Origin of the sequence: Streptomyces sp. NPDC001549 (assembly GCF_042894025.1) — a bacterium.
In the GTDB taxonomy this organism is placed as follows: domain Bacteria; phylum Actinomycetota; class Actinomycetes; order Streptomycetales; family Streptomycetaceae; genus Streptomyces; species Streptomyces kutzneri.
In genome coordinates, this window is sequence record NZ_JBIAVJ010000022.1 from 67,423 (window position 1) to 88,380 (window position 20,958).

Consider the following 20,958-nt stretch of genomic DNA (forward strand, 5'->3'; position numbering starts at 1 on the left):
TAAGTGTCCATCTGGCCGATTTCACCCACTTTTCGGGACCATTTCCGGATTGCAGATCGGAGGGGCCGATGCTTCCGAGCGTTACTGGCCCACGCGCCCGGGCTGCAGCGTCCGGGTGAAGAGTACGTCCCCTCCCTGACGGCGCAGGCGGACGGTGAGTTCCCCGCTGCCGCCGTCGATGTCGACCTCGCCGTAGTACGGAGGGTTCTCGGACGGTGACATGTTGGCGAAGGGGGCCGACTGCACGTAGGCCGTCTCCGGGCCGAAGGTGGCATCGAGCCGCCCGGCCGGGAAGCCGCCGGCGCCGATCGGGCCGGACACGAACTCCCAGAACGGCGCGAAGTCGGTGAAGGCCGCCCGCTCGGGCGCGTAGTGGTTCGCGGCGGTGTAGTGGACGTCGGCCGTGACCCAGAGGGCGCCCGTGATGCGCTGGTGCTTGATGTGCCGCAGGAGTTCGGCGATCTGGAGCTCGCGGCCCAGCGGAGCGCCCGGGTCGCCCTGGGCGACGGCTTCGAAGTTCGCGGCCCCGTCGGGGACGACGATGCCCAGGGGCATGTCGGCGGCGATGACCTTCCAGGTGGCGCGGGAGCGGGACAGCTCGCGCTTGACCCAGGCCAGCTGTTCGGGGCCGAGGATGCCGATGGGGTCCTCGGTCTGGGTGCCGGGGGAGTTGGCGTTCCGGTAGGTGCGCATGTCGAGCACGAACACGTCGAGCAGCGGGCCGTACCGCATCACCCGGTACATCCGGCCCTCGGTGCGGCCTCCGCGCAGGTCGGTGACGGGGAAGTACTCGCCGAAGGCCCGGCGGGCGCGGGCGGCGAGGGTGTCGGCCTCCTTGACGGTGTAGCGGGGGTCGTCGATGAGCTGGCCGGGGTACCAGTTGTTGCGCACCTCGTGGTCGTCCCACTGGGCGAGGACCGGGACCTGGGCGTTGAAGCCGAGCAGATTGCGATCGAGCAGGTTGTAGCGGAAGTTCCCGCGGAACTCGGCGAGCGTCTCGGCGACCTTCGCCTTTTCCTCGGTGGTGACGTTGCGCCAGAGGCTGCCGTCGCGCAGCGGGGCGGTGGCCTTGATCGGCCCGTCGGCGTAGATCGTGTCCCCGCTGAAGAGGAAGAAGTCGGGGTTGCGCAGCCGCATCTCCTCGAAGACGCGGTAGCCGCCGAGATCGGGGTTGATGCCCCAGCCCTGGCCCGCCAGGTCGCCGGACCACAGGAAGCGCACGTCGTGGCGGCGGGAGACGGGGGTGGTGCGGAAGGTGCCGTGGACCGGCGCGGAGCTGCGGCGGGGGTCGTCGGGGTCGGTCAGGACGACCCGGTAGTGGACCTGCCGGCCGGGCGGCAGGTCGCGCAGCACGGTGGTTCCGGTGAAATCGCTCGACGGGCCGAGCAGCGGGCCGCGGTGGCGGCGTACGGCGTAGCGGAACGCCTCGCTCGGGGAGGTTTCGACGTACATCCGCGCCAGGCGGTCGGAACGGGTCCACACGGTGGCCGAGTGGGCGGTGATCTCGCCGGACTGGACGCCCCAGAGCGCGCTGGGCCGGCCGGAGCGGGCGAAGGCGGGGACGGCGAGCGCCGGGGCGGCGATCAGCGCGGAGGACAGGGCGAGGGAACCGCCGATGAGGGACCGTCGGGTGTGCGGGATCGATGCCATCGGTACGTCTCCTGGGGCCGGCGAGGACGGGTCGGACCAGCGTGCCGTCGCACACCGGCCCGGCCGCGTCGCCCACGCGAACCGCGGATGAACAGCCGTCAGCAGCTCATTCGTTCATCTGTTCAGGTGTTTGGCCGATTCAATCGATTCAGCCGACTCGGCCGACTCGGTCGGTCCGGGATCCGTCGTGCCCGGTCCCCCGGCCCGCCCAGTCCGCCCGGCCTGCCCGGTCCGGTCCTGCTCGGTCCTGCCCGGTCCGGTCCTTCAGGCGGCCACGAGCCGCACGCTGCGAGCCGTGTCCAGCACCACCCGGGACACGAGCGCCGGATCGTCGTTCATCGGGACGTGGCCGCAGCCCGGGAGCCGGACCAGCCGGGCGCCGGGGACGGTGTGCTTGGCACGGATGCCCTGGCGGCGCAGCAGCAGCCGGTCGCGGGTGCCCCAGGCGATGGTGACCGGCAGGCCGGGCACGTCGTCGGTGAACCGTACGGAGCCGCCCGCGGCCAGGGTGTCCTCGAAGCCGGTGGCATCGCGCAGGGCGAGGGTCTCGGCGACGACCGCCTCGGCCGGGCGGCGGGACGGGCGGGCGTAGATGGTGCCGGTGAGCGCGGCGCGGCCGGCGGCGGTACGCGAGAGCCGCCGTACGGCGGACAGGGGCAGCGCCTTGGCGCCGGCGCGCATCGCGAGGAGGGTGGCGAAGGCGTAGCGGCGCTCGGCTTCGGTCCAGAACCCGGCGGGGGAGAGGGCGGTGACGGAGCGGACGAGGTTGCTCCGGCCCATTTCGAGGGCGAGCAGACCGCCGAGTGAATTCCCCGCGACGTGCGGTCGCTCGACGCCGAGGGCCGTGCAGAGGGCTCCGAGGGCCGGAGCCACGGTCCCCAGGGAGTACGGAACGCCCTTGGGCAGGGGCTCCGAGGCGCCGAAGCCGGGCAGGTCGACGGCGATCACGTCGTGCTCGGCGGCCAGGATGTCGATCACCGGGTGCCAGGCCTGGAGGTGATGGCCTATGCCGTGCAGCAGGAGGAGCGGTTCACCGGCGCCTTTGCGCTCGTAGGCGACGGTGGTGGGGCGGGGGCCGAGCGGCGAATCGATCGTGAAGGAGACCGTGGCGGTCATGCTGCTCCTCGTCGGTTGGACGCGTGCGAGACAGGATGTCAGTAGTGCCTACCGCCATGATTACCGTCCGGTAGCCCTTGACTACAAGCCTTTCGCGCCTACGAGAACATCCTATGAACGGCTTGATACGTATGCCCGTTCTGCCCGGCAAAGGTATGAGCATTGGTCTTGACCAAGGGGGTGTGCCGTCCTATCGTCGCAGGGATAGTGCAGGAACCTTTAATAAACAAAGGCGCGGAACTGCCGCTGAAACACACGGCGAGTGCAGCGATGGCAGGAGGAGTCAGGGTGGGGACCACGCAGCTCGAAACGGCACCGGAGCCGAAGTACTGGCACCTCAAGACCGTCCTCAGCGAGGCGCTCGACCAGGATTTCGCCGTCGGCGAGGTGCTGCCCAACGAGCGTGAGCTCGCGGCCCGTTTCGGTGTCGCCCGCGCGACGCTGCGTCAGGCGCTGGAGCAGCTGGAGCTCGAAGGCCGGCTGCAGCGCCGCCGTGGCGTGGGTACCACCGTCGCCCCGCCGCGCGTCGGTGTCGCCGTGGGCAGCGCACAGCACAGTTGGCCCGGCGAGAGCGTCGACGGCTGGGAGCCGCTCGACGCGGCCGAGACCCTGCCGACGGCCGCGGTGCTGAAACTCCTCGGTACCGGGGGCGCCTTCGCTGCCGACCAGCCGGTGCACACGGTGCGCCGGACCAGGGTCACCCACGGCCAGGCCGTCGCCGCCGAACTGCTCTACGTCCCCGCCGCGTCGGTGCCCGGACTCCCCGCCATCGAGGCACCGGCCGGACCGGCCCGCGCCCGCGCCGTCCTGCGCGAACTGCAGCGGCTGGTGCTCGACGGCCAGGACCGCTCGGTGGAGCTCGGCTCCGCCCGCGCCGACGACGCCAAGGAACTGGACCGCCTGCCCGGCGCCCCGGTGCTCGTGGTCACCACGCGCTACTTCACCACCGCGGGCACGGCGGCGGTCTCGGTGGCCACCTACCGTGCGGACACCTGCCGCCTCACCTTCGGTGACTCGGGCAACGTCGAGATCACCCACGAGCCGCGCGTCGCCTCCTGACGCCGCTGGCGACGACTCCGGTCCCCGATCCTTCTGAGTGCGCGGACGCGGTGACGGCCCGGCCCCAGCCACTGCTGGGGCCGGGCCGTAATTGCGTGTACGGGAGGGCGCGCGGCGGGGTCAGCGGCGGGCCGTGACCGTCTTCTCCACCGCGAACAGCTCCTCCTCGACGTGGTCCAGCGCGAGCCGGAGGGCGCCGGTCGCCACGGCGGCCTCGCCGAGCAAGGACTGGGCCACCCTCGGCGGGCGCAGGCAGTAGCGCTCCAGTTCCTGGCGGAGGGGCTCCAGGACCCCGTCCAGACCGGCTGCCCAGCCGCCGACGACCACCAGTTCCGGATCCATGGCCAGGACCAGCGCCGCCACGTCGTGCACCAGCCGCTGCAGGAACCGGTCCACGGCGGCCACCGCCCGCTCGTCGCCCCGCTTGGCCATCGCGAAGACCTCGGCGACGGCAGGCTCGTCCAGCGGATGCAGCGGCTCACCGGTGGTCGACAGCAACCGCTCGGGCGTGACCTCACGGCCCAGCAGGTGCAGGGCGCCGATCTCGCCGGCCGCCCCGCCGAAGCCGCGGTGCAGCCTGCCGCCGATCAGCGAGCCGGCGCCGGGGCTGAGCCCGGCCATCACGAACACCATGTCGCCGGTGTCCCGTGCGGCCCCCTTCCAGTGCTCGGCGACCGCTGCCGCGTTGGCGTCGTTCTCCACCTGGACCGGGCAGCGGAACGAGCGCCGCAGCCGTTCCCCGAGCGGCAGCCCGGTCCAGCCGGGCAGCGCGGTGCCGAGGCGGACCGTGCCGTCCGCCTCCACGATCCCGGGGCTGCCGACGCCCACCGCCCGCAGCGAGTCCCGTGGCACCCCGGCACGGCGCAGCAGATCGGCGACGGCCGCCCGTACCCGCTCCAGCCGCTCATCGGCGGACGCCGTCTCCGCGACGTCCTTGGTACCGGCACCGATGACGCGGCCGTCCAGCCCGGACAGCAGCACCGCGATCCGGTGCGAGCCGATCTCGATGCCCAGCAGGTGCCCCGCCTCGGTCCGGAAGCGGAACCGCCTGGCCGGGCGGCCCTGCCGCCGCGCGCCCTCCTCCGCGTCCGCCTCGACGACGAGCCCGGTCCCGATCAGCCCCTCCACGACACCCTCGACGGTCGGCCGGGAGAGCCCCGTCAGCCGGGTGAGGTCGGTGAGGGTCGGCGATCCGGCCGTCCGCAGTGCGCGCAGCACCACGGCGGAATTGATCCGCCGGAGCAGAGAGGGGTCCCCGCCGGTCAGCTGCCCCAACGTGTGTCCTCCCAGGTAGCGAGCTTGTCAGCCGGATCGTACTGCCCGCCCGGTGCGTCGGCGAGAATCAGCCCCCCATCGGCCGGAAGCAGACCTTCCCTCATGCGGGGGAGACGAACCCCGACTCGTACGCCGTGATCACCGCCTGCGTCCGGTCCCGCGCCCCCAGCTTCGCCAGGATCGCGCTGACGTGGGACTTGACCGTCTCCGTGCCGATGATCAGCTCGGCGGCGATCTCCACGTTGGTGAGCCCCCGCGCCATCAGCCGCAGAACGGCCTCCTCCCGCTCGGTCAGGGCCGCCCGCTCCAGCACCGCCCGGGCCTGCCGGTTCCCGTACGCCGCGGCCAGGGCCCGCACGGCCGCCGGGAAGAGCAGCGTCTCGCCCTCCGCCACCAGCCGTACCGCGTGCACGATCTCCGAAGGCCGGGCCCGCTTCAGCAGGAACCCGTCCGCTCCCGCCCGCAGCGCCTGGTAGACGTACTCGTCGTTCTCGAAGGTGGTCACCACGAGGATCTTCGGCGGGGAGTCCACGGTCCGCAGCACCGCCCGGGTCGCCTCGATCCCGTCGAGGAGCGGCATCCGCACATCCATGGCCACCACATCCGGCCGCAACTGCCGGACCAGCGGGATCACGGAGGCGCCGTCGGCCGCCTCACCCACCACTTCGATGTCGGGCTGGGCATCCAGGACGGCGCGCAGACCCGCGCGTACCAGGGGTTCGTCGTCGACGAGCAGTACGGTAACCGGCATCCGGTCAGCGTATTCGCTCCAGCGGCAGCCGGGCGCGCACCCTCCAACCCCCCTCGTACAGCCCGGTCTCGGCCTCCCCGCCGAGCAGCGAGGCCCGCTCCCGGATCCCGCGCAGGCCGCTGCCGCCGCCGACCGTGACACCGGGGCGTTCCGGCAGCGGGTTCGTCACCTCCAGGTCCAGCCGGCCCGCGGTCATCTCCACCCGAATGCGCACCGGCACCGGGCCGCAATGGCGCAGTACGTTGGTCAGTGCCTCCTGCAGGATCCGGTAACCCTCCCGGGTGACCGGCGCCGGCAACTTCTCCAGCGGCCCCCTCAGTTGCGCGTCCACCACGGAGCCGGAGGCCCGGGCCGACTCCAGGAGCCGGTCGGCCTCCGCCAGCGTCGGCCACTGCGACGGCCGCTGTCCCGACTCCCGCAGCACCCCCAGCACCCGCTCCAGATCCTCCAGCGCGGCCCGGCCCGTCTCCTCGATCGCGCACAGGGCCCGATCGGTGAAGGCGGGATCACCCGCGGCGCGCGCCGCTCCCGCCTGTACGACGGCCACGGTGAGCGCGTGCCCGATGGAGTCGTGCAGTTCCCGCGCGATGCGGGTGCGCTCCAGCAACTGCTCCGTGCGTGCCTCCAGCGCGGTCAGCCGTTCGGCGGCGGACGGGCTGAGCAAGCGGGTGGCGACCGCGGTGATCAACTCGCCGAGCAGGGACACGACGACGATGAGGAGCAGCAGCGGCACGGGCGCGAGCAGCGCGGCGAGCCATCGATCGGGCATGAACGGAAGGATTTCGGCGCCCAGGGGATGCCCGACCGCGATCGCGATGAGCTCCACGGCGATCGTGGGCAGCCAGACGGAGGCGCCGACCGCACCGACCGCGATGACCATCCGCGCCTCCAGCCACAGCACCGTGCGCCAGCGGTCCCCCCAATGGGCCGACGGTGCCAGGCTTATGGCGCTGTCGGAGGAGTCGCTGCCGTACGGCGTGAGCAGGAACTGCGCCTGAAGACCCTCCGCCAGCCGCACCCAGGGCACCAGCCCGAAGGGCAGGATGACCAGCAGAGGCCCCCACGGCCACTCGGGCATGATGAACATCCATATGGCCACCAGCAGCAGCGGCACGCAGAGATGCAACCAGCGTGAATAGGTCACCGGTTGGAACGGAGCGCGCAGCAGTCGGTTCATGACTCCATGGTGGCAGCGTCCTGTTCACGGCCGTCTCCCCCACGTGGGGGAGACGCCACCCTCGCATGGGGGAGGGAAGGGGGTGGGGCCGGCGGCGAGTCTTGAGCCATGAACAGCATCGAGATCCGAGAACTCACCAAGCGATACGGCACCCACCGTGCGGTGGACGGCCTCACCTTCGATGTCCTGCCCGGGCGGGTGACCGGATTCCTGGGCCCCAACGGCGCGGGGAAGTCCACGACGATGCGCCTGCTCCTGGGCCTGGACCGGCCCACCTCCGGCACGGCCACGATCGGCGGCCTGCACTACCTGGACCTGACGGACCCGCTGCACCGGGTCGGGGCCCTCCTCGACGCCCAGGCGGCCCACGGCGGCCGCACCGCCCACGACCACCTCCGCCTGCTCGCCGCGGCCGGCCGGATCCCGATGCGCCGGGTGGGCGAGGTCCTGGAGCAGACCGGCATAGCCTCCGTCGCGAAGCGGCGGATCAAGTCCTTCTCGCTCGGCATGCGCCAGCGCCTCGGTATCGCCGCCGCTCTCATCGGCGACCCCGGAGTACTGCTGCTGGACGAGCCCACGAACGGCCTCGACCCCGAGGGCATCATCTGGATCCGCGAGCTGATGCGCTCCCTCGCTGCCGAAGGACGCGCCGTCCTGGTCTCCAGCCATCTGATGTCGGAGACCTCGGCGCTGGCCGACCACCTGGTCGTGCTCGGCAAGGGCAAGCTCCTGGCCGACACCTCGATGGAGGCGTTCATCGACGCCCGCAGCACCCCGAGAGCGTGCCTGCGGACCTCCGACCCGGTCCGGCTGCGGGCCGCACTGGCCCGGGACGGCTTCGAGCTGGTGGCCGCGGACGACGGGCGATGGACCGTCGAAGGCATACGGGCCGGGCAGCTCGGCGGCCTGGCCGCCCGTGAGGGGGTTCCCCTGCTGGAACTGTCCGACGAGCGCGCCTCGCTGGAGCAGGCCTACCTCGACCTCACCGTCGATCACGCGCAGTTCAGCGCGGCCCACTGACCGTCCACCCGATCCCGTACCCCCAGGAGGCTTCGCCATGAGCGCCGCACTGCCCACAACCCCCGTACTGCACTCGGAATGGATCAAGATCAGGTCTCTCCGGGGCACCTTCTGGTCGCTGATATCCGTCCTCGTCCTCACCGTGGGCATCCAGGCGCTGGCCGCTGCGGCCCTGGGCCGGGCCGAGGAGGGCAGCATGGGGGACGACCCGCTCCTCGCCGCCTTCTACGGACTCAACTTCGGGCAGATAGCGGCCATAGCCTTCGGGGCCACCGCCTTCTCCGCCGAGTTCCACAACGGAGCCCTGCGCACCAGCCTCACCGCTGTGCCCGACCGCACGCGGTTCTACCTGTCGAAGATCTCGATGCTGGGCGGGCTCGCCCTCGTGGCCGGCCAGCTCGCGGGATTGCTGACCTTCGTGGCCGGACAATCGTTCATGGGCCATGACGCCCTTGAGCTGGGCGACCCCGGCACCGTGCGGGCCGTTGTCGGCTGCGGTCTCTACCTGACGCTCATGACGCTGTTCGCGGCCGGGCTCACGGCGGTGCTGCGCAGCGGGGTGGCCGTCCTGAGCATCCTCATACCCTTCGTCGTCATGGTGTCCTTCATCGTGGGGGCAGCGGCGACCGGGGTGGGGCAGTTCATGCCGGACCGAGCCGGGCAGGCGATGATGCGCAGTCAGCAGTACGGCGACCTCGGTCCGTGGGCCGGGCTGGGAGTGCTGGCGCTGTGGGCGCTGACCGCGGTGCTGGGGGGCTGGCTGGCGGTGCGCCGCCGCGACGCGTGACGCCGGGCCAGTTGTCAGTGGCCCTCGGGATACTGACGGTATGACCACGGCAGAGCACCTCGACACGATCGACCGGCTCCGGGTGAGGGAGTTCCCGCCCGAGCCGGTCCGGACCGGAGGAAACAGCAGCGGCCCGGGATTCCACCTGGTCCAGCTCGCCCGGACGCGGGGCTTCTGGGACGACGACGGTTCGGGCCGGATCGAGGCGGCCGACCAGATCGGTGCCGAGTACGGGGCGCTCGCCCAGGCCGCGACCGACCTGTGGGGGGAGCCGCAGGTCTTCAGCCTGGGGACGCTGAGGGACCGCGGATTCGCCGGGGAGGAAATACCGCAGCCGTGGGACGAGCTGGGCAGCAGCACCGACCACGTGCACCTGTGGCGGGTCGGCGCCCACTGGCTGGTGGTCTACGTGGCGCAGTGGGCCGGCGAGGACCCCTACCAGCTGATGGCAGGGGTCACGGTCACCGACCCGCCCTAAGGAGGCCTAGAGGGCGTCCGAGGCCTCGGCGGCGGTGCGGAGGCGGGCGTACTCCTGGGCCATGGACTCGGCGGTCCAGTGGGCGTTGAGACCGCTCGGGTTGGGGAGGGCCCAGACGCGGGTGGAGCCGATGGTCCGCTCCTGGGGGCCGATCTGCGCCTTCTTCTCGCCGAAGGCGGTGCGGTAGGCCGTGACGCCGACGACCGCCAGCCACTGGGGGCGCAGCAGTTCCACCTTGGCCGTCAGGATGCGGCCCCCCTCGCGGAACTCCTCGGCGCTCAGCTCGTCGGCGCGGGCCGTGGCGCGGGCCACGACGTTGGTGATGCCGAGCCGGTAGGTCAGAAGCTCTTCCTGCTCCGCGGGGGCGAGGCGGCGCGGGGTGAAGCCCGAGAGGTGCAGGACAGGCCAGAACCGGTTGCCGGGGCGGGCGAAGTGGTGGCCCGTCGCGGCGGAGAGGAGTCCGGGGTTGATTCCGCAGAAGAGCACACGCAGACCGCCCGCGACCACGTCCGGGAGGACGCGGTCGCGGGCGGCGTTCAGCTCGTCGGGGGTCAGAGGATCGACCCCGGCGCGTACCCGGCGGCCTCCGGGTGCTGCTTGGCGATCGTCTCGATACGGGAGACCACCACCGCGACCTGGTCGCCCGCGGCCCCCGTGAACGACAGCTTGTCGGCCATCAGGGCGTCGAGCTGGGCCCGGTCCAGCGGCATCCGCTCGTCGGCGGCCAGCTTGTCCAGCAGCTCGTTGCGCTCGGCGCCCTGCTCGCGCATGGCGAGCGCGGAGGCCACCGCGTGCTCCTTGATGACCTCGTGGGCGGCCTCGCGGCCCACGCCGGCCCGCACCGCGCCCATCAGGACCTTGGTGGTCGCGAGGAAGGGCAGGTAGCGGTCCAGCTCGCGGGCGACGACCGCCGGGAAGGCGCCGAACTCGTCGAGGACCGTCAGGAAGGTCTCCAGCAGGCCGTCGAAGGCGAAGAAGGCGTCCGGCAGGGCCACCCGGCGGACCACGGAGCAGGAGACGTCGCCCTCGTTCCACTGGTCGCCGGCCAGCTCGCCGGTCATCGAGGCGTAGCCGCGGAGGATGACCATCAGGCCGTTCACGCGCTCGCAGGAGCGGGTGTTCATCTTGTGCGGCATCGCCGAGGAACCGACCTGGCCGGGCTTGAAGCCCTCGGTCACCAGCTCGTGGCCGGCCATCAGGCGGATGGTCTTGGCGATCGACGACGGGGCGGCGGCCAGCTGCACCAGCGCGGTGACCACGTCGTAGTCGAGCGAGCGCGGGTAGACCTGGCCGACCGAGGTGAAGGCCTGGGCGAAGCCGAGGTGGGCGGCGATCCGCTGCTCCAGGTCGGCCAGCTTGGCGGTGTCGCCGCCCAGCAGGTCGAGCATGTCCTGGGCGGTGCCGACCGGGCCCTTGATCCCGCGCAGCGGGTAGCGGCCCAGCAGGTCCTCGAGGCGGTCGTAGGCCACCAGCAGCTCGTCGGCCGCGGTGGCGAAGCGCTTGCCCAGGGTGGTGGCCTGCGCGGCCACGTTGTGGGAGCGACCGGCCATGACCAGCTCGGCGTGCTCGCCGGCCAGCTTGCCGAGACGGGCGAGGACGGCGACCGTGCGGTCCCGGGCGAGCTCCAGCGAGAGCCGGATCTGCAGCTGCTCGACGTTCTCGGTCAGGTCGCGGGAGGTCATGCCCTTGTGGACGTGCTCGTGACCGGCGAGGGCGTTGAACTCCTCGATGCGGGCCTTCACGTCGTGCCGGGTGACCTTCTCGCGCTCGGCGATGGAGGCGAGGTCGACGGTCTCGAGGACGCGCTCGTAGTCGGCGAGGGCCTCGTCCGGGACCTCGATACCGAGGTCCTTCTGGGCGCGCAGCACGGCGAGCCACAGCCGCCGCTCCAGCGTCACCTTGTACTCGGGGGACCACAGGACGGCGAGCTCCGCGGAGGCGTAGCGGCCGGCCAGGACATTGGGGATGCGGGGCTTGGCAGTCACGTGGAGGGAGTTTACAGGCCGTCCATACAAGACCAGTACCGTCCATGCGACGTAGGAACGTACAGGTCAGAGCGACTTCCGGTCCGTCCCCTCAAGTCCGTCCGTGAGACGGGTGTGAGACGTCCCCGACGCAATCTGCGATGGGGATGAGCGTCGATGAATGAGTTGAATATAGGTTCGCTTGGACCTATAGTGAAGCCATCGCCTCGGAAACGAGGACGGCCCCGGCGGGCGCTACCAACGCCTACCGGGGCCTGGATCCGAACCCTGATGAGAGGGAGTCGAACCATGAGCTCTACCGTACCCGCCGACCTGCCCCGCATGTTCCGTCCCGAGCCGAAGCTGTCCGCGGTCCCCACCCAGCCGACGGCCAGCGAGCGGGAGGCCATCGAGCTGGCTGCCGCGCAGCGGTCCGTCGACGCGCAGTTCCCCCTGGCCGCCGAGTTCGTCGCCGAGCCGCCGGCCCGCACGTGGTCGTTCATCGACAGCGACACCAGCGAGCTGCTGCAGATCACTTGCCTGCCCGGCTGTACGGCCAGGCACGACCTCGACCGCGAGACGCCGACCCACCGCGAAGACATCTGGTGCTGCACCGACAGCATCAACGTCTCCCTGCCGCTGGCCGTCGCTGGCCGCGACGTCGAGCCGCTGCAGGTCCTCAGCGTCTTCATCCGACAGGAGCCGTTCTCCCGCAACATGCACGAGCGGGTCCCGCACGCCCAGGTCGAGATCACCGACAGCCACTTCATGGAGGGCCTCGACCCGGACGGGCTGGCCACGGTCATCCTCACCCTCGAGTCCCAGCTGGCGACGTTCCGTGAGGTGCATGCCCAGCTGACCGCGCTGCGCGAGCAGGGCCGGGTACAGCTGTGAGCGCCCCGCACACCGTGACCGTGCAGACCCTCGACCACGGACCGGTCCTCCTCGTCGAGCCGTCCTGGTGCGTCATCGAGCACCAGGACGGCAACCACCGCTCGGGCATCCGCCACGACGGCGTCGAGCACGCCGCCTCGGTGAACGTCCCCGGCTACGGCCGGATCGACTTTCTGAAGGCGAACCTGCAGCAGTTCCCGTTCGCCGAGCACAGCAGCCGCGACGTGACGGTCGTAGTCGAGATCGACGGCGAGCACCACGAGTTCGACTCCGACGGCCTCGGCGATCTGGCCGCCGCCATCGCCACGCACGTGCTGTGCGGACTCCTCCCGCTGCAGGCCCGCCTGCAGTCGCTGGGCGAGTGAGTTCGCACTGGCCGATCCGCCGGCCGACGGAGAACGCCGCGCTGCGTTCCGTCGGCCGGTCGGCCCGGCCCCTCCCCAGCGTTCCGGCCCTCATGGCCGCCCTGATCGTCGCGAACCGTGTCTCGGACCGGCACGGCGCCAACCTGGCCGCCCACCGCGTGGTGCGCGTAGCCGAAGGAGTCTCCGAATGAGCACTGTGCTCGACGTCCTCGCCACGGTCGTCCTGGCCTGCGCCCTGTGGCGCATCGTGCCCGACCTGTGGGCCCGCCGGCGGCCGGAGGAGCGGCTGGACTGCCAGGTCTGCAGCTGGTCGATCTGCTTCCGCAGCGTCACTCCCGAATCCGCCCGCTACTTCCGCACTCTCGCCGGCCAGCACGCGGCCACCCACAACCCCGACCCGGACGACGACCCGAAGTGGATGGGCGAGTCCTGGATCTGGGCGCCCGGCGACCGCGACGACAAGAACGGAGAGGCCCGATGAAGTTCCTGACCGAGACGCGGCACCGCCTCGTCGACCGGACCATCGACGGCACCACCAACCAGGTGTCGGAGCCGTACACGGTCCGCATGCCGAAGCTCCCCAAGGACAGGGACGCGATGGCGCTCGTCGGCGTCAGCGCCCTCGTCCTGGCCCTCACGCTCGTGGCGATCGTCTGGTCGACGTACAGCATCGGGCAGCTGCTCGGCGGTGGCGTCGGCTACGCGGCCGGCATGGTCTTCGACGCGGCGTGGCTGGCCGTCCTCCTGCTGGAGTGGCTGGCCCGGTTCGACCCGGCCAAGCGGGACTTCCCCCGCAAGGTGGGCTGGGCACTGGCTCTGGTGGCCGCGGGTGCCATCTTCCTGGAGGGCATGCTGGCCGGCGGCTGGCAGATGGCGGCCGTCGGTGCGGCCGTCTCGGTGGTCGCCAAGGTCCTCTGGTGGGCGGTGTTCAAGCACATCGACAAGGACCTCTCTCCGGCCGACTCGCAGTGGGTCGCCGCGGAGATGTCGAAGGCGAACGCGAAGCTCGCGATCGCCGGTGTCCGCCGCCAGGCTGCGAAAGCGGAAGTCGCCGCACGCCTCGAGCTGCTGGCCGCCGAGCGGGAGCTGAACGAGATCGCCGGGCTTGATCACTTTCCCGCTGCCGCGAAGATCACGGCCGAACAGGTCCGCGAACACGAGGACGGTTCGGGGCTTCCCGAACCGGTGTTGAACAGGGCGAACACGGTTCGCGAACAGGTCGAGCAGGGCCCGAACATCTCGCACCTGGCGCGCGTCGAACTGACCGCCGGAGCGTCCAAGAAGGACGCCGTAGAAGCCATCCTCGCCAAGGTCCCGGACGCCAAGCAGGCGTCCGTCGAGGCGACCGTGCGGCGTGAGCGGAACAAGCTCGACAGTGCGGGGTACCGGTAATGGCCGATCCCAAGTTCACCGTCGGTGAGGTCGCCAAGCTGACGTGGCTGACGGCCCGGATGGCCAAGCGGGGCATCGCCTCCCAGACCGTCTACCAGGGCGACCTCGAGCGGAAGGTCGAGAAGGTCATCGAAGGCGCCCGTAAGCGCGAGGAAGAGCAGCGCAAGCGCAAGTAGCTACGCCACGGGGCGGCCGTTATCCCGGCAAGGTCACCGGCCGCCCCGTGCACCCCGCCACTCCGGAGAGAGCAGGAGCTCCAGCATGACGGACACCATCGTCGGACCGGTCAACGGCCACACGATCACGAACCTTCTCAAGCCCGTACACGTCCCCGACCAGAAACCTTCTGCGATCCCAGAAGAAGCCCCGGTCGTCGAGGCGGTCGACCGGCCGGACAACCCGCTCGCGGACTGGCTGACCGTTCCCGACGCGCCCGTGCTGCCCGCGTGGGCCCGCACCCCGGCCGTGCTGAAGGCCAACACCCTGGCCCTAGGCCGGCTGTGCTGGTGGCACACCCGCTTCCACGGCATCCGGGTCCCCAAGTACGCGGCCAAGACGCTGTGGCTGGCCTCCCGCGGCTTCTACCGGGCCACCGTAGGCCTGTGGCCGACGCTGTCGGCGCAGGACCACACGGCCGCCGTGAAGGCGCTGAAGGCGCAGGCGAAGCTGAAGCCCGAGGACGTCGACCTGGCGGTCCGTCTGCAGATGGCTCACGCCGCACGCACCCAGACCCGCCGCTGGCGCTTCGGAGCGGCCGCCGCTGGTGTGGCGGCTGCCGCGCTCGGCTTCTACCTGGCGCCGCCGCTGCTGCTGACCGGCATGACCGGCGCCGTCGTCACCCCGCTCGCCTACCTCGGCCGCGGCGGCAAGACGCAGCTCCTCGACCACGGCGTCCCCCCGCTGCGCGTCGACATGAACGCCCAGCAGCTCAATGACGCGCTGCGCGCCGCCGGCCTCCTGAAAAGCGGCAAGGGCGACGAGGACGCACCCAAAGTCATCTGCGTCATGGGGCCGGTCCGTGACGGCCGTGGCTGGGCGGTGGTTTTCGACCTGCCGAAGGGTGGCGGGAAGACTGCTGCGGACGTCCTCGCCAAGCGGACCACCCTCGCCGCCGAGCTCGGCGTAGACGAAATCCAGGTGGTCATGTCCCGCGTCCGGGCCGCCCAGGGCGGCAACGCCTCCCGGGTGTCGATGTGGGTGGCCGACGATGACCCGTACCTGGCCGACCCGATCCCGTCGCCGCTGGAGAAGATGGAGCGCTTCTCCGTGTGGGACGCGGTCCCGTTCGGGCAGGATGCCCGCGGCAACCGGGTCGCCGTACCGGTGGTGTGGCAGTCGATGTTCTTCGGTGGCCTGCCCCGCCGCGGCAAGACGTTCACGCAACGCCTGCTGACCGCGGCCGGCCTCCTCGACCCGTGGGTGCGGCACTACGTCGCCGACTTCAAGGGCGGCCAGGACTGGATGCAGATGCGGCAGGTCGCCCACCGCCTGGTCCTCGGCGCCGAGGACGACGCGATCGAAGCCTTCAAGGCCATGCTGCAAGAGCTGCTCACCGAGATGGAGCGCCGCTTCGCGATCCTGCGGGAACTCCCCACGTCCGTCTGCCCGGAGGGCAAGTTGACGCCGTACATCGTCGAGAAGTACAAGATGCCGTTCATCTTCTTCACCGTCGATGAGCTGCAGGAATGCTTCATCGCGATCGGCGACGAGAAGGAACGCAAGGCCGTCATCGACGACATGGCGCGCATCGCCCGCCGCGGGCCGGCCGCCGGATTCATCTCCAACTACGCCAGCCAGCGCCCCGACGCCGAATCCGTCCCGACCAAGCTGAGGGAGATCATCACCATCCGCGCGTGCACCCAGGTCACTGACCAGACGTCCTCCGACATGGTGCTGGGCAAGGGCAAGGCGTCCATGGGCGCCGACGCGTCGGTGCTGTCGGAGGACCACAGGGGCGTCGTTGTCCTGGTGACCGGCCCGGCGTCGTTCGCCACCGTCAAGAACGACCTGCTGACCACGGCCGCGTTCAACGCCATGTGCGCCAAGGGCCGCGAAATGCGGAAGGCGATCGGGCAGCTCACCGGCGACGCCGCCGGAGACGTCGTCACCGGGGCCGAGGAGCAGGGCTTCCGGGTGCCGGCCATCATCTCCGACGTCCTCGAGGTCATGAAGCACTCACCGCGCATGTACACGCGGGATCTCCTCGACCGGCTGTCCAACATGGACGAGGACACCTATGGCGACTACGACGCCGAGCGCCTCGCCAAGGATCTCGACGCGGCTGGTGTGAAGCGCTCCAGCAAGCAGGTGAAGATCGACGGAGTGAACGGCGCCGGGTACCAGCGGCGCGACATCGAGGGCGCAGTGCCCTTCACCGGGTAGCGGGGCGAGCTCTACCAAGGCCCCGATCCGGGCCTGCGTTACGCAGGTCCAGCCCCCTTCCCGGAGGGCCCCAAAGTAGGGGGGCCTCTTTACCCCGGTAGCGGGGCCGGTAGAGGCCCCTGACCTGCAAGGTAACGACGGTAGAGGGGCCCTGTGGCAGTACGCCGCAGGGCCCCTCTTTGCGTTCTCAGCCGACGAACTGCATGCGGCGTTCCATGTCGGCCATGACTTCCGCCGCGGTCTTCTCCGAGGTTTCGACCGTCCAGTGGTAGCTGCGCTGGTCGGTCCCCCGCTTGGCGAGCGAGGAGACGGCCTGCCACTGGGGTGCGGTGAGGATGGCCTCCGGGCGGCCGGTCGCGTTGACTGCGGTGGTGACTCCTGGCTGGAGCCATCCGCCGCTGTCGTACTTCCGGAGCGCGGGCGCGAAGCCGTACCGGTCGTGGAAGAGGGGCGAGTTGTAGCCGCGGGCGCGTGCGCCCACGACGACGCCGTCCCCGCCCCGGGACTCGACGTTCATGCCAGCGAGGGTGCCCGCGGTGTGGCCGACGCCGTCGTTCGTGATGCCGATCATGAACGGGCTTCGCAGGTTGCGCTTCCAGCCGGCCGGGGCCGTGTCCCCCTGGAAGGAGAACGTCGACCACAGGCGGCCGCCAGGGCTGAGGCCTTGGATGACCTTCTGGATTCCAGACATGAAGCCGGAGCAGTCCCAGCTGGGATCACCCGCTCCGCCCCACTGATACGGCTTGCCGGCCTGTGACCGGGCGAAGCCCATGGCTGCGGCGACGGACCCGGACGCGGATCCGCCGATCAGGTTCTCGGCGGCCGAGACGACCTTCTCTTTCAGGCTCTGCAGCATCTTGATCGGGAATTGGGACAGGGCCTGCGCCCACTGGGAGCCGGAGAGGCTGGAGCCGATCTGGTCGCGGATGAACTTGGTCGCGACATCCCAGGCCTTGCTCGGGCTGGTCATGAACTCGATGCCGTCCATGAGGGCGCTGCCGATCTGGCGGGCCTTGCCGGACAGCCAGTCCACGACACCGCCGTCGGCGAACCGGGGCAGGCCGACTGCGCCACCCTTGGCGAAGGCGGATCCGCTGCTGGCAGCCCGTGCCCGGAGTGCCTCGACCGCGCCGTGTCCGCCGGCGCCCCGTACCTCGCGCGCCGTCCAAACGTGCTCGCCGTTGGAAAGCAGTGCGGGGATGGAATCGGAGGTGGCGGTGCCGGCCCCGAACACGGAGCCGCCCGAGGCGAACGTGAGGACGCCGAGCTGCTTGGAACCGGTGAACTCAGCTACCTGATTCCAGACTTTCCGGATGCCGTTGTTGTAGACGGTGTCGATGATGAACTGGACGGGCTTGCGGGTGATGTCCTTCAGACCCTCCCAGATTCGGCCGATGGCGCTGACACCGGTCGAGAAGGCGTCGCGGACGTACCCGACTCCCTTGGATACGTTGTCGAAGGCGGGCTTGATCGCGTTCTGCCACACCCACTGGATCGCGGTGCCGATACCGTCCCACGCGGGCTTGATCGTGTTCTGCCACAGCCACATGGCCGCGCTGCCGAGCAGCCGGATCTGCAACATGATGCTGTCGAACGCCGGCTTGATGCCGTTCTGCCACAGCCACTTCGCCCCTGCAGCGATCCCGTCCCATGCGGGCTTGATGGCCCTCTCCCACAGCCAGGTGACGACCGGGCTGAGGAGCTTGATCGCGGCGATCGTCGGCGTGATGAAGACGGTGATGAACAGCGTTGCCAGGTTCACGACCGCCTCGCCGATCGCTGTGAGGATCGGCTTCAGGATCGACCAGGCGTAGGCGGCCGCCGTCTGGATTCCCGCCCATGCTCCCTGCACGATCGCCCGGAACGTCTCCGACTTCTGATACGCCACGACCAGACCGGCCGCCAGGGCGACGAGCGCAATCACGATCAGCGTGATCGGGTTGAGAGCCATCACCGCATTCAGCAGGGCCTGCGCCGCGGCGAAGCCCTTGGTGACGGCCCCCGCTGTACGCATGACGGCGGTAACGATGCCGATCGCGACAGCATCCGCGCCGGCCGCAACAGCCGAGGCGATCATCGACGCTGTCAGGGCGCCCACGAGGACCACGAGGGGGCTGAGGAGAATGCCCCACTCCTTGAACCAGGAGACCGTGCTGCCGATCGCGTCGTTGATGACGCGCAGGGACCCGGTCAGGCCGTCCTTCAGCCAGTGAGCCAGGTCGACGACGGCCGGGATGACCGTGCCGCCGAGAACCTCGACGAACCCCTGCTGCAGGTTCCTTGTGAACACCTCGACCTCATGTGCCGGGCCCGACCGGATGGTGTCGCCCACGGTTTTCGCAGCCCCGTCGAGCTGTCCCAGGCCAGCCACGGCAGTCGACGGATCCATCGCCAGCAGCGCCGAGCCCAGGTCTTCGGCCTGGGTGCCGAAGAGGGCGACCGCGGTCTGCGCCTGCAGGACCGGGTCCTTGATGTCCCGCAGGCGGTCGAGTGTCAGATCCAGCACCCCGTTCGCGGTGGCGCCTCCCGCAGCGAACTTGGCGGCCATGTCGTCGGCGGACAGGCCGAGCGCCTTGAAGCCGTCCTGACTGGTCTTCGATCCATCCACTGCGCGGATGCTGAATTCCTTTATGGCATCGGCGGCCACGTCGGAGTCGCGGGCGCCCGCCTGGATCGCCTGGTTGATGAGCCCCACCGCTGCGGAGCCGTCCAGGCCGGCCTTCTTGAACTGGACGCCGTACTCGTTGATCGTGTCGAGGAGGTCGCCACCCTTGTCCGCACCCGACTGGAAGCCGCGCGTGATGAGGTCGAAGGCCTGCTCGGCGGACGGGGCCAGTCCTGTACGCAGCAGCTGCGACACGGCGTTCGTGACGCCGCCCAGGTCCTGCCCGAATACCGTCGCCACGTCCGACGCTTTCGTGGCGATGGCCTGCAGCTGCTTTTCGGTCGCCCCGGGCGGGGCCAGCCCGGCCTGCATAACGCTCTTGATGGCGTCCGCGGCGCCCTGGAAGGAGTCGGTGACCCCGGACGCGAACAGCTTCCCTGCGACCTTGCCCTGCTGGGCTGCCACCTTGTCCGTGGTGCCGAGCTGCGCCTGCAGCATGCTCTTGGCGTTCATCTGGCCGACCGCGTCGGTGATGCCCTTCACCAGGAGAGCACCGGCCAGCACACCGGCCGCCGCAGCGCCGGCCTTCAGCGAATCTTTCAGCCGCCCACCCGCCGCGTCACCCGCCGCACTGCCCGCCTGGCCGGCGGGGCCTTCCAGCTGCTGCCGGATGGCCCCGCCTATCCCACGGACTGAGGGGATGATCTGGATGGTGGCATAGCCCACGTTGGGCATAGCCAGCCCCTTACGCGGTCAGGTCGATTTCGACGATCGCGGACGGCCGGAGGATCTCCAGACCGAACCGGCCCTCGAACCGGAACGTGACCAGGTTCCGTTCGAAGTCCGAGGCGCCGACACCCTCGCTGATGCCGTCCGGGCGGTAGACGTTCTCCGACCAGTCGAGGACGCCTTCCTGGCGCACCTGCAGCCGCATCTGGGAGAAGTCCGCCAGGTGCGCCGTACCGGCCGTCGCCGCGTCGGACACGACCACGGGCACGCCCCACAGGCGGCGGGTGGCCGCGTTCACCGCCGGGCCCGCCGGGCCGTTGTAGTAGAAGCGGCCCTCGTTGTCCTGCAGGAGCTCGAACGCCTCCCAGTCCTCCGGCGTCATGACGAACCCTGCGCGCGCCAGGTAGCCGTACCGCTCGAGCTTCGTCACCGCCTTACGCGCCGTCGTCAGGATGTCCGTGGCGAAGGCCTGCGACTGGGAGCCCGACACGTTGGCCATGCCGGTCATGTGCTCGCCCGACCCGGAGCCTTCCAGGATCTCCTCCTCGAGGGCGATGTCGAGGCCCAGGCGCATCTCCTGGTCGATGAACTGCCGCAGCATGCCGATGTCGTCGAGATCCTGCTTGGCGATCGGCTCCGACAGGTGCGCGATCGTCCGCACGCGGTCGTCGACCCGGGCCAGCGTGTACACCGACGTCGGCTTCAGGGCGCCCGCGGCGACGACGGCCGCGTTGTTCGTCCGGACGGTCTGCCGCAGGTACGCGAAGCGGCCGCTGGAGTTCTGGACGGTCGGGATGAGCTGCCGCAGGGACAGCACAGGCACGTCGATCCGGACCGGGTCCGGGTTGAGCGGGACGTTCACGGCGATCGTGCCGCCGGCGAGGATGCCCTTGTAGCCCTGGGCGCCGCCCAGCTGCTTCAGCATCGTGTCGGCCCAGTCTGTACCGCCGGACGCCTTCACCCGCGGGTGCATCGTGGCGTCCTTCTGGCCGGCGCCCGGCTCGAGGCCTTCGCCGAGCGCGTTCAGGGCGCCCCGCATCGTCTCCGTCGCCTTGGCGCGCTCGTACTCGCACTTCAGGCGCTTGGCGTCGTCGATGGCCTGCTGCACCTCGGCGGATTCCGCCGCGGAAAAGTCGCGCCCTTCCGACTCGGCCTTGGCAGCGATGTCCTGGGCAGCCTTGAGGGTCGCAGTCCACTCGTCGCGGATCTGCTCAGCGTTCTTCTGCATGGTGATGTTCCTTCGGGAAGTCGTGGGTGTCTTCCCGGCTGGCTGGAACGGGCGGCTCGACGGTGGCCTTATGGAGAGGCGGCCGG

Annotated in this window: 20 protein-coding genes; 11 read left to right on the top strand and 9 right to left on the bottom strand. The window is 70.5% G+C overall.

Going from position 1 to position 20,958, the window contains the following annotated elements; genetic code table 11:
- Window positions 1–81: 81 nt before the first annotated feature.
- The gene (locus tag ACFY04_RS30335; protein WP_389121554.1) at window positions 82–1,650 is read right to left on the bottom strand and encodes an alkaline phosphatase D family protein; all 1,569 of its coding nucleotides are present in this window, start codon (window positions 1,648–1,650) and stop codon (window positions 82–84) included.
- Window positions 1,651–1,914: 264 nt separating this feature from the next.
- A complete protein-coding gene (locus ACFY04_RS30340; RefSeq protein ID WP_389121556.1) occupies window positions 1,915–2,766 on the bottom strand; it encodes an alpha/beta fold hydrolase in 852 nt (283 codons plus the stop codon).
- Between the two features lie 288 nt (window positions 2,767–3,054).
- Between ACFY04_RS30340 and ACFY04_RS30345 the strand changes: the two genes are divergently transcribed.
- Window positions 3,055–3,825 (top strand): GntR family transcriptional regulator, encoded by a 771-nt coding sequence (locus tag ACFY04_RS30345; RefSeq protein ID WP_314251439.1) that lies wholly within the window; start codon window positions 3,055–3,057, stop codon window positions 3,823–3,825.
- A gap of 120 nt (window positions 3,826–3,945) precedes the next feature.
- On the opposite strand, the gene ACFY04_RS30350 is transcribed toward ACFY04_RS30345, so the two are convergent.
- The 3 genes from ACFY04_RS30350 to ACFY04_RS30360 form a co-directional block, all read right to left on the bottom strand.
- On the bottom strand, window positions 3,946–5,100 hold the full coding sequence (locus ACFY04_RS30350) for an ROK family transcriptional regulator (RefSeq protein ID WP_389121559.1): 1,155 nt from the start codon (window positions 5,098–5,100) through the stop codon (window positions 3,946–3,948).
- Between the two features lie 100 nt (window positions 5,101–5,200).
- Window positions 5,201–5,851 (bottom strand): response regulator, encoded by a 651-nt coding sequence (locus tag ACFY04_RS30355; RefSeq protein WP_389121561.1) that lies wholly within the window; start codon window positions 5,849–5,851, stop codon window positions 5,201–5,203.
- 4 nt (window positions 5,852–5,855) lie between these two features.
- The gene (locus ACFY04_RS30360; protein ID WP_389121564.1) at window positions 5,856–7,028 is read right to left on the bottom strand and encodes a sensor histidine kinase; all 1,173 of its coding nucleotides are present in this window, start codon (window positions 7,026–7,028) and stop codon (window positions 5,856–5,858) included.
- A gap of 108 nt (window positions 7,029–7,136) precedes the next feature.
- On the opposite strand from ACFY04_RS30360, the gene ACFY04_RS30365 reads away from it, so the two are divergent.
- The 3 genes from ACFY04_RS30365 to ACFY04_RS30375 are packed head-to-tail and all read left to right on the top strand — an operon-like array spanning window position 7,137 to window position 9,313.
- On the top strand, window positions 7,137–8,048 hold the full coding sequence (locus tag ACFY04_RS30365) for an ABC transporter ATP-binding protein (RefSeq protein WP_389121567.1): 912 nt from the start codon (window positions 7,137–7,139) through the stop codon (window positions 8,046–8,048).
- A gap of 37 nt (window positions 8,049–8,085) precedes the next feature.
- Window positions 8,086–8,835, top strand: coding sequence for an ABC transporter permease (locus ACFY04_RS30370; protein ID WP_389121568.1), 750 nt, complete (start codon window positions 8,086–8,088; stop codon window positions 8,833–8,835).
- 40 nt (window positions 8,836–8,875) lie between these two features.
- Window positions 8,876–9,313 carry a hypothetical protein gene (locus tag ACFY04_RS30375; protein WP_389121569.1) on the top strand — a complete coding sequence of 146 codons (438 nt, stop codon included), beginning with the start codon at window positions 8,876–8,878 and terminating at the stop codon, window positions 9,311–9,313.
- Window positions 9,314–9,319: 6 nt separating this feature from the next.
- Here ACFY04_RS30375 and mug read toward each other — a convergent pair whose 3' ends face one another.
- A complete protein-coding gene (gene mug / locus ACFY04_RS30380; protein WP_373040121.1) occupies window positions 9,320–9,868 on the bottom strand; it encodes a G/U mismatch-specific DNA glycosylase in 549 nt (182 codons plus the stop codon).
- Window positions 9,865–11,298 (bottom strand): adenylosuccinate lyase, encoded by a 1,434-nt coding sequence (gene purB, locus ACFY04_RS30385; protein ID WP_389121571.1) that lies wholly within the window; start codon window positions 11,296–11,298, stop codon window positions 9,865–9,867. Before purB ends, mug begins: the two co-directional genes overlap by 4 nt.
- Before the next feature lie 288 nt (window positions 11,299–11,586).
- Here purB and ACFY04_RS30390 point away from each other — a divergent pair, with 288 nt between their 5' ends.
- The 7 genes from ACFY04_RS30390 (at window position 11,587) to ACFY04_RS30420 (ending at window position 16,310) form a co-directional block, all read left to right on the top strand.
- The gene (locus ACFY04_RS30390; RefSeq protein WP_389121573.1) at window positions 11,587–12,171 is read left to right on the top strand and encodes a DUF6907 domain-containing protein; all 585 of its coding nucleotides are present in this window, start codon (window positions 11,587–11,589) and stop codon (window positions 12,169–12,171) included.
- Window positions 12,168–12,536, top strand: a complete 369-nt coding sequence (locus ACFY04_RS30395; protein WP_389121575.1) for a DUF6907 domain-containing protein — start codon at window positions 12,168–12,170, stop codon at window positions 12,534–12,536. The genes ACFY04_RS30390 and ACFY04_RS30395 overlap by 4 nt, the downstream gene beginning before the upstream one ends.
- The gene (locus ACFY04_RS30400) at window positions 12,533–12,727 is read left to right on the top strand and encodes a hypothetical protein (RefSeq protein WP_389121577.1); all 195 of its coding nucleotides are present in this window, start codon (window positions 12,533–12,535) and stop codon (window positions 12,725–12,727) included. Before ACFY04_RS30395 ends, ACFY04_RS30400 begins: the two co-directional genes overlap by 4 nt.
- A complete protein-coding gene (locus tag ACFY04_RS30405; RefSeq protein WP_389121579.1) occupies window positions 12,724–13,017 on the top strand; it encodes a hypothetical protein in 294 nt (97 codons plus the stop codon). The genes ACFY04_RS30400 and ACFY04_RS30405 overlap by 4 nt, the downstream gene beginning before the upstream one ends.
- Window positions 13,014–13,928, top strand: coding sequence for a hypothetical protein (locus ACFY04_RS30410; protein WP_389121581.1), 915 nt, complete (start codon window positions 13,014–13,016; stop codon window positions 13,926–13,928). Before ACFY04_RS30405 ends, ACFY04_RS30410 begins: the two co-directional genes overlap by 4 nt.
- Window positions 13,928–14,104 (top strand): DUF6257 family protein, encoded by a 177-nt coding sequence (locus tag ACFY04_RS30415; RefSeq protein ID WP_389121583.1) that lies wholly within the window; start codon window positions 13,928–13,930, stop codon window positions 14,102–14,104. The genes ACFY04_RS30410 and ACFY04_RS30415 overlap by 1 nt, the downstream gene beginning before the upstream one ends.
- A gap of 85 nt (window positions 14,105–14,189) precedes the next feature.
- Window positions 14,190–16,310: a cell division protein FtsK gene (locus ACFY04_RS30420; protein ID WP_389121586.1), complete on the top strand. Its 2,121-nt coding sequence runs from the start codon at window positions 14,190–14,192 to the stop codon at window positions 16,308–16,310.
- 187 nt (window positions 16,311–16,497) lie between these two features.
- On the opposite strand, the gene ACFY04_RS30425 is transcribed toward ACFY04_RS30420, so the two are convergent.
- Both ACFY04_RS30425 and ACFY04_RS30430 read right to left on the bottom strand, forming a co-directional pair.
- Window positions 16,498–19,650 (bottom strand): phage tail tape measure protein, encoded by a 3,153-nt coding sequence (locus ACFY04_RS30425; RefSeq protein WP_389121588.1) that lies wholly within the window; start codon window positions 19,648–19,650, stop codon window positions 16,498–16,500.
- 10 nt (window positions 19,651–19,660) lie between these two features.
- Entirely contained in the window at window positions 19,661–20,872 is a 1,212-nt protein-coding gene (locus tag ACFY04_RS30430; RefSeq protein ID WP_389121590.1) for a phage major capsid protein, read from the bottom strand.
- Between the last annotated feature and the right edge of the window lie 86 nt (window positions 20,873–20,958).